A 14,126-nucleotide genomic window follows, 5' to 3' on the forward strand; every position below is an offset into this window, starting at 1 on the left:
TTAAAGTGATGAAAGGTCTATTATCATCGGCATATTAATATGAGCCACGTACTGCTCAGGCCCGAAAAGGAACCCAATCACTATGCGCTGTAAAACGCTGACTGCTGCCGCAGCAGTACTCCTGATGTTGACCGCAGGCTGTTCCACTCTGGAGCGAGTGGTTTACCGACCTGACATCAATCAGGGGAACTATCTTACACCTACGGATGTCGCCAAAGTGCGTGTTGGTATGACGCAACAACAGGTTGCGTATGCTTTAGGCACGCCGATGATGACCGATCCTTTTGGTACGAACACCTGGTTTTATGTCTTCCGCCAGCAGCCAGGACATGAGAACGTGACGCAGCAGACTCTGACGCTCACCTTTAACAGCAGCGGCGTGTTAACCAATATTGATAACAAACCGGCGTTGACGAAGTAATTTTGTGATACCGCCTGATGAGGTTACGTTCATCAGGCCTGCAAACCTCTCCCCCGCCATTTGGTACGAATTTGCCTGATGGCGCTACGTTTATCTGGCTTACAGGCACGCCTGTGCTTCAGGTGTGGTACGGCTTTCACACCGTTATCCGGCAAAAGAGGCTAATTATCTGCCAGCCGATTTTTCGGCACGCTGGCGGCGTAATGCTTTTGGATCGGCGATTAAGGGACGGTAAATTTCAACCCGATCGCCATCCTGCACCGTATCGGTGAGTTTTACCGGACGACTATAGATACCTACTTTATTTTTCGCCAGATCGATATCCGTGCGCAATTCCAGCAAGCCGGAAGCGCGAATCGCCTCTTCGACCGTCGCGCCCTCCTCCAGCGTTACGCGCTGCAAATACTGCTTTTCCGGCAGCGCATAAGCCACTTCAACCACAAGTTTATCCGGCACGGTAAACCTCTTTGGCGCGAACCGTAAACGCCTGCACCATGTTGGACGCTAACTCTTTGAATATACGACCAAACGCCAGCTCAATGAGTTTATTGGTAAACTCAAAATCAAGCTGAAACTCAATGCGGCACGCCTCGGGGCTGAGCGGGGTAAATTTCCAGCCGCCGATCAGCTTTTTAAAGGGGCCATCCACCAGATGCATCAGAATACTCTGGTTACGCGTTAGCTGATTACGCGTCGTAAACGTCTTGCTGATACCCGCCTTCGACACGTCAACAGCCGCCGTCATCTGTGCTGGCGATGACTCCAGGACGCGACTACCAACACACCCAGGCAAAAACTGGGGATACGATTGCACGTCATTCACTAACTGATACATCTGTTCCGCACTGTAGGGGACTAAAGCAGTCCGACTAATCTGAGGCATAGCAATTCCCATCAACATAAATCGTGTAAATAATACCACTTATCAGCGAGTAAAAAAAATGCTGTCCCCAACCGTCATGCCTTAATTGTGCGTGCATAGCCCAACTCATGCTAAGATAGATTTTTGCACCTCATCAGGACGTAATGGGGTGTTTTCGATATCAGATTACCTATGAATTCACGACACTTATGACGAAGAAAAAAGCACATAAACCGGGCTCAGCCACCATCGCGCTGAATAAGCGCGCCCGGCACGAATACTTTATCGAAGAAGAGTTCGAGGCTGGTCTCGCCCTGCAAGGCTGGGAAGTAAAATCTCTGCGCGCAGGAAAAGCCAATATCGGCGACAGTTACGTTATCCTCAAAGATGGCGAGGCCTGGCTGTTTGGCGCAAACTTTACGCCGATGGCGGTCGCCTCGACACATGTCGTATGCGACCCAACCCGAACCCGCAAACTGTTGTTAAATCAGCGTGAGCTTGATTCGCTGTATGGCCGTATTAATCGTGAAGGTTATACTGTCGTCGCGCTTTCTCTGTACTGGAAAAATGCCTGGTGCAAAGTGAAGATCGGCGTGGCGAAAGGTAAAAAACAACATGATAAACGTTCCGATCTTAAAGAACGTGAGTGGCAACTGGATAAAGCACGCATTATGAAAAATGCAGGCCGATAATAGACATTTTTTGTGACCAGCTTCTCAGTATGAAGCTGGTCAATGTTCATATCTCATGCATGCCTCGAAAATATATTCTCTGTGTCTGACGCTTATCAATAGCAATAAATACCACAACAAGAATATATTCTTTGTTTAAAAAATTTTTATAGCCTAATAACACAATACTTCAAATGATTTTTATAAAATTTAATATTGCTGAATACCTTCACAAAAAGTATTGTTTTTATGTTAAAAGAGAAAAAGAAGAAAAAATTAAAATTCATTATAAAACATAAAGATAAATAAAAAATTATCATGCATTGTTAGCCCACTCTACCTCTACTTAACACAAACTCCGTTATATTTCAGACGCACTAACACCTTTATCAATAGATCTTAATTTGCAGAAAGATTTTTTTCTGACTATATCATCTAATACGAAAGCACTAGTCAGGCACAAAAAATAAAGGGTTATTCGGCGAGAAAACCAGACCTCCACCTACGCTCATAAAAAAGAATATGGCGACGGAAATTCATCTCTCATGATGAACGGGAAGGCTCGTCTACGCATTTTGCCCTGAACGTCGTGCCCGTTAATTAATACACAGAGCAAATCCATCAGGAGCTAATTTATGCGTCTACTCGCCGTGGTTTCGAAATTGACTGGCGTCTCCACCACTGTGGAATCCTCAGCGGTCACTCTTAACGCCCCGTCAATTGTTAAATTATCAGTGGCCCGGGAGGAAATTAGTCAACTTACGCGCATTAATCAGGATCTGGTGGTGACGCTCCATTCCGGCGAAACGATCACGATTAAAAACTTTTACGTTACCAACGATCTGGGCGCAAGCCAGCTGGTACTGGCGGAAAACGATGGCACGTTATGGTGGGTAGAAAATCCGCAAGCCGGGCTACATTTTGAACAAATCGCTGATATTAATGAACTGCTGGTCACTTCCGGCGCTTCCCATGAAGCAGGCGGCGCCGTTTGGCCGTGGGTACTGGCTGGCGCGGTGGCGGCTGGCGGCATTGCCGCTATCGCGTCTTCCGGCGGCGGCGATTCCCACCATCATTCGGATGGCGATAATCCGCCCCCCGATAACACCAATCCTGACGGTAATCCCCCTGATAACAGCAATCCCGGCGGCAGTAACCCTAACGGCAATACTCCAGGTAGCAGTAATCCTGTAGATACTACCCCGCCTCTCGCTCCCGGCGAATTATTGATTTCAGCGGACGGAAAAACGGTAAGCGGGCAAGCCGAAGCGGGCAGTACCATTACCATCAAAGATCCCTCAGGCAACGTCGTTGGCGAGGGCAAAGCGGATAGCGACGGTAAATTTAGTATTGATCTGACAGCGCCACAGATTAGCGGCGAACAACTTACCGTGACCGCGACTGACGATGCCGGCAATACCGGCCCATCCGCAACCATTGATGCGCCCAACATTCCTCTCCCCGATACACCGGTTATCACCGCCGCTATCGATGATGCCGCTCCCCTCACCGGCACGCTGAGCAATAATCAGTTTACGAACGACAGTACCCCCACTCTGGAGGGCACCGGCAGCGCAGGCACAGTCATCCATATTTACGCCAATGGTCAGGAAATAGGCTCAACAACGGTTGATACCAGCGGAAACTGGCGTTTTGCCATTACCAGCGCGCTAGCGGATGGGGAAAATCATTTCACCGCCATTGCGACTAACGTGAAAGGCGAAAGTAGCGAATCAGCCCGCTTTACGCTGACTATCGACACACTCAGCCCCGATGCCCCACGCGTTGAACTGATTGCCGATAACACCGGTTTGCTCACCGGGCCGCTACAGAATAATGACCGGACTGACGAGGCAAAACCGCTATTTTCCGGGCAGGGAGAGGCAGGCAATACCATCACGATTAAAGAGGGTTCAACCGTTATCGGCAGCGCTACCGTAGACGAAAATGGACGCTGGACCTTTACGCCGACTACGCCGTTAAGCGATGTCGAACATACCTTTACCGTCGAACAAAGCGACAAAGCCGGAAACACGAGCCGCGTGACGACAACGCCTACTATCATTGTGGACACCACACCGCCTGACGCCGCTATCATTGATAATGTTGCGAAAGACGGCACAACCGTTAGCGGCACCGCTGAAGCTGGCAGTACTGTGTCGATCTATGACCCGGCGGGAAATTACCTGGGCTCCACGATTACCGGAGAAAATAACCACTTCAGCATCACGCTGAATCCGGCTCAGACCCACGGCGAGCGTCTGGAAGCGCGTATTCAGGACGCCGTCGGTAACATCGGCCCCGCCACGGAGTTTACCGCTTCTGATTCACAGTATCCTGCCCAGCCGACTATCCTTACCGTGACGGATGACGCTGGCGCCGTTACCGGGCTACTGAAAAATGGCGATGCCACAGATGATAACCGCCCAACCCTCAGCGGTACTGCTGAACCAGGCAGTACGATATCGATTAACGATAATGGCTTTCCTGTACCGACCTTTCCGCCCATTGTCGCTGACGCTGACGGCAAATGGAGCTTTACCCCCTCGCTGGCACTTGCCGATGGCGACCATGTCTTTACCGCTACCGCGACCAACGATCGCGGCACCAGCGGGCAGTCCGTCTCCTTTACCATTGATATCGACACGCAGCCGCCGGTGCTGGAAGGCCTGGCGGTTAGCGACGTCGGCGACAGACTCACCGGCACTACGGAAGCTGGCAGTACTGTGGTTATCAAAGACAGCCTGGGAAATACGCTCGGGAGTGGAACGGCAGGCGACGACGGTACCTTCTCAATAGGTATTAGCCCGGCGAAAATTAACGGCGAAACATTAAGCATTAGCGTTACCGATAAAGCCGCGAATAGCGGTCCGGTAGAAACGCTGAACGCGCCGGATAAAACTGCGCCTGCGGCACCGAACGGTCTTATCGTGGCGACCGACGGTCTGTCCGTAAGCGGTCAGGCGGAAGCCGGGGCAACGGTCACTATCCGCGACAGTAGCAACACCGTACTTGGCAGCGCCGTCGCTAACGGCAACGGACAATTTATCGTTCCGCTGAATGCGGCGCAGACTAACGGCCAGGCGCTTATCGCTACCGCCACCGATATAGCGAACAACGAAAGCGCCGCCGCGACGGTTATCGCGCCGGACAGTACCGCGCCAGAAATGCCGAAAAACGTGGTAATTAGTGAGGATGGCACCAGTATCAGCGGCACCGCCGAACCGGGTAGCGCCATCACGATCGCCACGCCGGACGGCAAGCCGCTTGGCAGCGGCAAAGCAGATGGCGAAGGTCATTTTACCCTTCCCCTCGTCCCCGCACAGACCAACGGCGAACAGGTTACCGTCACCGCTACCGACAGCGCCAACAACGTCAGCCCGCCAACCACAGCGCAAGCGCCCGATATCACCGCCCCGGATAAGCCCATTATCACTCAGGTGCTGGACGATGTTGAAAGCTTCACCGGGCAGCTGGTTAACGGACAAACCACCAATGACAACCGCCCCACCCTTAGCGGTACGGCGGAGGCTGGCGCGCGTGTCGAAATTTTTGATAACGGTGTTTCGCTGGGACTCGCCACGCTACAGCCCAACGGCACCTGGACGTTTACGCCGTCGCAAAATTTAGGTGAAGGCGCGCATCGACTGACCGTAATCGCAACCGACGCTAAAGGCAATGCCAGTCCGGCCGCGTCATTCGACCTAGTGGTCGATACGCAATCGCCGCAGCAACCGGTAATCACCTTCATTACAGATGATGCGCCGGGTATTCTCGGTAGCGTCGCGCATCTGGGGCTCACTAACGACAGCACGCCAACGATTAACGGTACAGGTGAACCGGGTTCCACAGTACACCTGTATCAGAATGGCGCCCGGATAGCGGATATTATCGTCGGTAATTCCGGCGTCTGGAGCTACGCCTACACCACGGCCTCGCCACTGGCGGACGACACCTACACCTTTACCGTGACGGCCAGCGACAGTAACGGCAACACCACGCCTTTTTCGACCGATTTTACGATTACCATTGATACCCAGGCCCCTGCCGCCCCCGGCGTTATCGGCGTAGCTGACGGCGACGGAAATACGATTGATACCAATCAGATTACCCAGGAATCCCAGCCCCGGTTGAGCGGTAGCGGCACCGCAGGCGACACAATCATCCTTTACGATAATGGCAATGCCATAGGTCAGGCGCTGGTCGGCACGGACGGGCGCTGGCAGTTTACGCCGCCTGCCGCGCTGGGCGACGGCGACCACCTTCTGACCGCTCGCGCCAACGATCCGGCGGGGAACGAAAGTCCCGAATCCCTCAGCTTTACCCTGCGCGTCGATACCCAGGCGCCGGATGCGCCGCAGATCGTGTCAGCCGCCATCACCGGCGGAGAAGGCGAGGTGCTACTGGCAAACGGCAGTATTACCAATCAGCGTATGCCGACCCTCAGCGGCACCGGCGAACCCGGCACCATCATCACCCTGTACAATAACGGCGTAGAACTGGCTACCGTCCAGGTCAATCCACAGGGTAGCTGGACCTATCCACTAACCCGTAATCTGAGCGAAGGGTTAAACATCCTGACGGCCACCGCCACGGATGCCGCAGGCAATAGTAGCCCCACCTCCAGCGTTTTCTCCGTTACCCTTGATACCCAGCCTCCAGCGCAGCCTGACGCGCCGCTAATCAGCGATAACGTCGCGCCGGTTATCGGCAACATCGGCAATAATGGCGCAACGAACGATACCACGCCGACCTTCAGCGGCACGGGAGAGATCGGCAGCACGATAATTCTCTACAATAATGACAGTGAAATTGGTCGCACAACGGTAGGCGATAACGGTAGCTGGAACTTTACGCCTGCGGCACTGACGCCAGAAACCTATACCATTACCGTCACGGAAACCGATATAGCGGGCAATATCAGTCCACCTTCCGCCTCAGTCACTTTTACGCTAGACACCACTGCGCCCGCCAATCCAGTTATCACTTTTGCCGAAGATAACGTCGGCGAAGTCCAGGATACTATTGTCAGCGGCGCAACCACTGACGACAATACACCGGTCATTCACGGCACTGGCGACATCGGCAGCATTATTACGCTCTATAACGGCAGCAGCGTTTTAGGCGTAGTCACCGTCGATGAGACCGGCACCTGGACGCTGCCGGTGACCAGCGCGTTGCCGGATGGCGTCTACACCCTGACCGCCATTGCCGCCGATGCAGCCGGAAACAGCAGCGGCGTATCGAACAGCTTTACCTTCACCGTCGACACCGTTCCGTTGCAGCCGCCCGTCGTCAATGAGATCCTCGACGATGTTGCACCAGTGACCGGGCCATTAACCGATGGCACCTTTACTAACGATCGGACGCTGACTATTAACGGCAGCGGCGAAAACGGCAGCACCGTCACGATTTACGACAATGGCGTGGCAATAGGGACGGCGCTCGTCACCGACGGGGTCTGGACATTCAATACACCCGAATTATCAGAAGTCAGCCATGCGCTAACCTTCAGCGCGACTGACGACGCTGGAAATACCACGGCGCAAACCCAACCGATCACCATTACCGTGGATATCACCGCCCCGCCCGCGCCAACAGTCCAGACGGTGGATGACGATGGCACGCGCGTCGCCGGACTTGCCGACCCTTACGCTACCGTTGAAATTCATCATGCCGATGGCACCCTGGTCGGCAGCGCTGTCGCTAATGGCACCGGTGAATTCGTCGTTACGCTCAGTCCGGCGCAAACCGATGGCGGTACGCTGACGGCAATTGCTATCGATCGCGCGGGGAATAACGGCCCGGCTACGAATTTTCCTGCTTCCGACAGCGGTCTGCCCGCCGTCCCGGCCATCACGGCGATTGAAGATGATGTCGGGAGCGTACAGGGGAATATTGCGGCGGGCGGCGCCACGGACGACACCACGCCGACGCTGCGCGGCACCACGGATATCGGCTCTACCGTTGAAGTCTTCATTGATGGCGATTCGGCAGGCTTTGCCACCGTTGACGCCAGCGGGAACTGGATCTTTGAGATCGCGACGCCATTAAGCGAAAGTACACATTACTTCACCGTCCAGGCAACCAATGCGAATGGCCCGGGCGGCCTGTCCGCACCGGTCGGGATCACTGTCGATCTTAGCGCGCCGGCGCAACCGGTTATTACCAGCGCAACGGATGATGTCCCCGGCATGACCGGTACGCTGGATAACGGCGCGCTCACCAATGATTCACGCCCGACGCTCAACGGAACGGGAGAAGCAGGCGCCACGATCCACATTCTGGATAACGGCGTAGAAATCGGTTCCGCCACGGTAGATCAAAGCGGCAACTGGCGCTTCACCCCGAACGCGCCGCTGGAGAGCATCGCGCACATCTTTACCGCCGTAGCGACCGATCCCGCTGGCAATAGCGGCCAGCCTTCGGACGGCTTTACGCTGAACATTGACGCGCTGGCGCCAGATGTGCCGGTTATCACCTCCGTGATTGACGATAACAATCAACCGACCGTTCCGGTGTTACCGGGGCAATCCACCGACGATCGGCAGCCAATACTGAACGGAACTGGCGAACCTGGCGCGACAATCACCATTTTTGATAACGGTACGCCGCTTGGCACGGCTCAGGTAGGCGAAAACGGTAGCTGGACCTTCCCGGTGCCCCGCAATTTGTCAGAGGGAAGCCATAATCTGACGGTTAGCGCTACCGATCCGGCGGGCAATACCAGCGCGGTCTCCGCGCCGTGGACGATCGTGGTCGATATTACGCCTCCGGCGATCCCGGTTCTCACCTCCGTTGTGGATGACCAGCCCGGTATTACCGGCAACCTGGTTAGCGGGCAGCTAACGAACGATGCGACGCCCACCCTGAACGGGCGCGGAGAGGCAGGCGCGACGATTAATGTCTATCTTGACGGTAATCCCGCGTCCATCGGTACCACGACGGTGAATAGCGACGGCACGTGGAGTTTCACGCCGCAGACGCCGCTTGCAAACGGTAGCCACACGTTCACCCTTAGCGCCACCGATCCGGCGGGTAATAGCAGCTCGGTGTCCAGCGGATTTGTGCTGACGATTGACGCCACACCGCCCGCCGCGCCGGTTATCGCCAGCGTGGCAGATAATACGGCGCCGGTAACGGGCATCGTCCCCAACGGCGGCTCGACGAACGAAACCCGACCAACACTCTCGGGTACCGGTGAGGCGGGTACAACCATCTCGATTTATAATGGCAGCGCGCTGGTCGGTACGGCGCAAGTTCAGGCCAACGGTAGCTGGAGCTTTACGCCGTCTACCTCGCTGGGCGCGGGCGTCTGGAACCTGACGGCGACAGCAACCGATGCGGCAGGCAATACCAGCGCCGCGTCCGAAATACGCTCGTTTACTATTGATACCACGGCTCCCGCCGCGCCTGTTATTGATACGGTCTACGACGGTACGGGCCCCATTACCGGCAATCTGAGTTCAGGGCAGATCACAGACGAGGCGCGCCCTGTCATTAGCGGCACCCGTGAAGCCAACACAACTATTCGTCTCTACGATAACGGCACGCTGCTGGCTGAAATTCCCGCCGACAATAGCAATAGCTGGCGCTACACGCCCGATGCCTCGCTGGCGACGGGCAACCATGTAATTACCGTCATTGCCGTTGATGCCGCAGGCAACGCCAGCCCCGTTTCGGACAGCGTTAATTTCGTCGTCGATACTACGCCGCCGCTGACGCCGGTAATCACATCAGTCAGTGACGATCAGGCGCCAGGCCTCGGCACGATCGCGAACGGCCAAAATACCAACGATCCTACGCCAACCTTCAGCGGCACCGCAGAAGCCGGCGCCACGATCACGCTCTATGAAAATGGTACGGTCATTGGCACGACAACGGCTCAGCCTGACGGCGCGTGGAGCGTCTCCACCTCAACGCTGGCAAGCGGAACGCACGTCATCACCGCCGTCGCCACCGATGCCGCAGGAAACAGCAGCCCGAACAGTACGGCTTTCACCCTGACGGTCGATACCACCGCGCCGCAAACGCCGATCCTGACGTCCGTAGTGGATGACGTCGCGGGCGGGGTCACAGGAAATCTCGCTAATGGTCAGATAACCAATGATAACCGCCCCACGCTGAACGGCACTGCCGAAGCGGGCAGCGTGATCAGTATCTATGATGGCAACACTCTGCTTGGCGTCACCTCGGCTAACGCGGGCGGCGCGTGGAGCTTCACGCCGACGACAGGGTTAAACGACGGCATGCGCATATTAACAGTGACCGCCACCGACCCGGCAGGCAACGTTAGCCCGGCCACCAGCGGTTTTACTATCGTAGTCGATACCCTTGCGCCAACGGTTCCGCTTATAACCAGCATCGTTGATGATGTCCCGAACAATACCGGCGCCATTGGCAATGGACAATCGACCAACGACACACAGCCGACGCTCAACGGTACTGCGGAAGCCAACAGCGCGGTAAGCATCTTCGATAATGGCGCGCTGGTCGTGACCGTGAACGCCAATGCCAGCGGCAACTGGAGCTGGACGCCAACCGCCGCGCTCGGCCAGGGAAGTCACGCCTATAGCGTTAGCGCCGCCGATGCGGCTGGCAACGTTAGCGCCGCTTCGCCATCGATAACGATTATCGTGGATACCATTGCGCCCGGCGCGCCCGGCAACCTGGTCATCAATGCTACCGGTAATCGGGTGACGGGCACCGCGGAAGCAGGCAGTACAGTGACGATTACCTCTGATACTGGTGTGGTACTGGGAACCGCCACCGCCGACGGTACAGGCAGCTTCACCGCCACACTCACGCCCGCGCAGACCAATGGTCAGCCGCTACTGGCATTTGCCCAGGATAAAGCAGGCAACACAGGCATTGCCGCCGGATTTACCGCGCCCGATACGCGTGTGCCGGAAGCACCGATCATCACCAACGTAGTAGATGATGTGGGTATTTATACCGGCGCTATCGCCAACGGCCAGGTCACTAATGACGCACAACCCACATTGAATGGTACCGCTCAGGCGGGCGCCACGGTGAGCATTTATAACAACGGGGCGCTGCTCGGTACCACCACGGCGAACGCCAGCGGAAACTGGAGCTTTACCCCGACAGGCAATTTGACCGAAGGCAGCCACGCCTTCACCGCCACCGCGACTAACGCCAACGGTACAGGCAGTGTATCCAGCGCCGCAACGGTAATTGTCGATACGCTGGCGCCCGGTACGCCGTCAGGTACGCTCAGCGCCGATGGCGGTTCACTTTCCGGACAGGCAGAGGCAAACAGCACCGTAACCGTCACGCTGGCGGGCGGCGTGACGCTCACCACCACCGCCGGCAGCAACGGCGCATGGTCTCTCACCTTGCCGACAAAACAAATTGAAGGTCAACTCATTAACGTGACGGCGACTGACGCTGCGGGTAACGCCTCTGGCACGTTAGGCATTACCGCGCCGGTTCTGCCGCTGGCGGCAAGGGATAACATCACCAGTCTTGATCTGACCTCTACCGCCGTCACCAGCACGCAAAACTATTCGGATTACGGCCTGCTGCTGGTTGGCGCGCTTGGCAATGTCGCCTCGGTTTTGGGTAACGATACCGCTCAGGTTGAGTTCACCATTGCTGAAGGTGGTACGGGCGACGTCACCATCGATGCCGCCGCAACGGGAATCGTGCTTTCACTGCTCAGTACTCAGGAGATTGTGGTACAGCGCTACGACACCAGCCTCGGCGCCTGGACGACGATCGTCAACACCGCCGTTGGCGACTTCGCGAATTTGCTTACCCTGACCGGGAGCGGCGTTACCCTGAACCTGAGCGGACTGGGCGAAGGCCAGTACCGGGTACTCACTTATAATACCAGTCTGCTCGCCACCGGGTCATATACCAGCCTGGATGTCGATGTACACCAGACCAGCGCAGGTATTATTAGCGGGCCAACCATCAGTACCGGCAACGTCATGGCTGATGATACCGCGCCGACGGGCACCACGGTCACCGCCATCACCAACGCCAACGGCGTCAGTACGCCGGTCGGCGCGGGTGGCGTGGATATCCAGGGACAATACGGCACGCTGCACATTAATCAGGATGGCAGTTACACCTACACGCTGACTAAGCCCACGGCGGGATACGGACATAAAGAGAGCTTCACCTACACCATCACCCAGAATGGCGTCGGTAGCAGCGCCGCGCAACTGGTTATTAATTTGGGTCCCGCGCCTGTACCGGGCAGTGTGATAGCGACAGACAATAACGCCTCGCTGGTCTTTGATACTCACGTTAGCTACGTCAACAACGGTCCCTCGACACAAAGCGGCGTCACGGTATTAAGCGTCGGACTTGGTAATGTACTGAACGCGAATCTGCTTGATGATATGACTAATCCGATCATCTTTAACGTTGAAGAAGGCGCTACGCGAACCATGACGTTACAGGGAACCGTCGGCGGCGTCTCACTGGTTTCCACGTTCGATCTGTACGTTTATCGCTTCAACGATGCCATTCAACAATATGAGCAGTTCCGGGTGCAAAAGGGCTGGATTAACACCCTGCTGTTAGCCGGACAGTCCCAGCCGCTGACCCTGACGTTGCCTGGCGGCGAATACTTGTTCGTGCTGAATACCGCCAGCGGCATTAGCGTCCTCACTGGCTATACGTTGGCGATTTCCCAGGACCACACCTATGCCGTTGACAGTATCACCGCCAACACCACCGGCAACGTACTGACCAATGATGTCGCCCCTACGGACGCCCTCCTCACTGAAGTAAACGGCGTGGCGATTGCGGCGACCGGCACGACGGAGGTAAACGGGCTGTATGGCTCGCTCATCATTGACGCAAGAGGCAACTATACCTACACGTTGAAGAACGGCGTCGGCGCCGACAGCATTAAAACGCCGGACAGCTTTATCTATACGGTCAAAGCGCCAAACGGCGATACCGATACGGCCTCACTCAATATCACGCCAACCGCCAGGGCGCTGGATGCGATTAATGATGTCAGCGATACCCTTAGCGTCGCCACGCTTCAGGATACCGCTGCCTGGCTGGACTCCAGCGTCGGCAGCGCCAGTTGGGGGCTACTCGGCAAATCGGGCAGCGGGAGCGGCACCTTTGACGTTGCAACGGGCACCGTACTTAAAGGCGCGTCACTGGTTTTTGATGTCTCCACGCTCATTACGCTGGGCAATCTGAATATTAGCTGGGCCATTCAGGAGAACGGGACCGTCATACGCAACGGAACCGTTCCGGTGGCGAATATCACGCTGGGCAGCGCGACGGTGACCGTTAACCTGAGCGGCCTGGAGCTGGATGCCGGAACGTACACGCTTAACTTTACCGGCACCAATACCCTGGCCGGGGCGGCGACGATCACGCCACGCGTCATCGGCACCACCGTCGATCTGGATAATTTTGAAACGTCCGGAACGCATACCGTTCTCGGCAATATTTTTGATGGCAGCGATGCGGCGGGGGCGATGGATCAGCTTAATACGGTGAATACCCGCCTGAGCATTAGCGGGTATAACGGCAGCGCCGCCACGCTGGACGCCGCGGCGAATACCACCAGCGCCACGATTCAGGGACATTACGGCACATTGCAAATTAACCTTGATGGCGCCTACACCTACACCCTGAATAATGGCGTCGCGATGTCGTCCATCACCAGTAAAGAGGTCTTTACCTATCAACTGGATGACAAGATGGGTCATACGGATAGCGCCACATTGACCATTGATATGGCGCCGCAAATCGTCAGTACCAACCAAAACGATGTTCTCATCGGCTCCGCCTATGGCGATACGCTGATTTACCACCTGTTAAACGGCGCGGACGCGACCGGCGGCAACGGCGTCGATCGCTGGCAAAACTTCTCTACCGCGCAGGGCGACAAGATCGATATCCACGAACTGCTGACGGGATGGGATCACCAGGCGGCGACGCTGGGTAACTTTGTTCAGGTTCATACCAGCGGCGCCAATACGGTGATATCCGTCGATCGCGACGGCGCCGGCAGCGCGTTTAAATCAACCGACCTTGTCACTCTGGAGAATGTGCAGCTCACGCTAAATGATCTGTTGCAGAACAACCACCTGATAACCGGCGGTTGATAAAAAAGCCCCGAACGCCACGACTTTCGGGGCAACAAGCGGTGATATTTAAAAGGGATAAA

General features: G+C 56.0%; 5 protein-coding genes. 3 read left to right on the plus strand and 2 right to left on the minus strand.

Features of this window, described 5'->3' with window-relative positions; genetic code table 11:
* Positions 1-82: 82 nt before the first annotated feature.
* A complete protein-coding gene (bamE, locus tag ACH0VJ_RS08605) occupies positions 83-421 on the plus strand; it encodes an outer membrane protein assembly factor BamE (protein ID WP_001203445.1) in 339 nt (112 codons plus the stop codon).
* 165 nt (positions 422-586) lie between these two features.
* On the opposite strand, the gene ACH0VJ_RS08610 is transcribed toward bamE, so the two are convergent.
* Complete coding sequence (locus ACH0VJ_RS08610; RefSeq protein WP_001112990.1) at positions 587-877, minus strand: RnfH family protein; 291 nt, start codon at positions 875-877, stop codon at positions 587-589.
* Complete coding sequence (locus ACH0VJ_RS08615) at positions 867-1,304, minus strand: type II toxin-antitoxin system RatA family toxin (protein WP_001537508.1); 438 nt, start codon at positions 1,302-1,304, stop codon at positions 867-869. Before ACH0VJ_RS08615 ends, ACH0VJ_RS08610 begins: the two co-directional genes overlap by 11 nt.
* A 188-nt stretch (positions 1,305-1,492) precedes the next feature.
* Between ACH0VJ_RS08615 and smpB the strand changes: the two genes are divergently transcribed.
* Positions 1,493-1,975, plus strand: coding sequence for an SsrA-binding protein SmpB (smpB, locus tag ACH0VJ_RS08620; RefSeq protein ID WP_001518569.1), 483 nt, complete (start codon positions 1,493-1,495; stop codon positions 1,973-1,975).
* A gap of 614 nt (positions 1,976-2,589) precedes the next feature.
* Positions 2,590-14,064 carry a biofilm-associated protein BapA gene (bapA, locus tag ACH0VJ_RS08625; protein WP_001237687.1) on the plus strand — a complete coding sequence of 3,825 codons (11,475 nt, stop codon included), beginning with the start codon at positions 2,590-2,592 and terminating at the stop codon, positions 14,062-14,064.
* The last annotated feature ends 62 nt before the right edge of the window (positions 14,065-14,126 follow it).

The organism is Salmonella sp. 2020_1459, from assembly GCF_043847915.1.
Lineage (GTDB): Bacteria > Pseudomonadota > Gammaproteobacteria > Enterobacterales > Enterobacteriaceae > Salmonella > Salmonella enterica.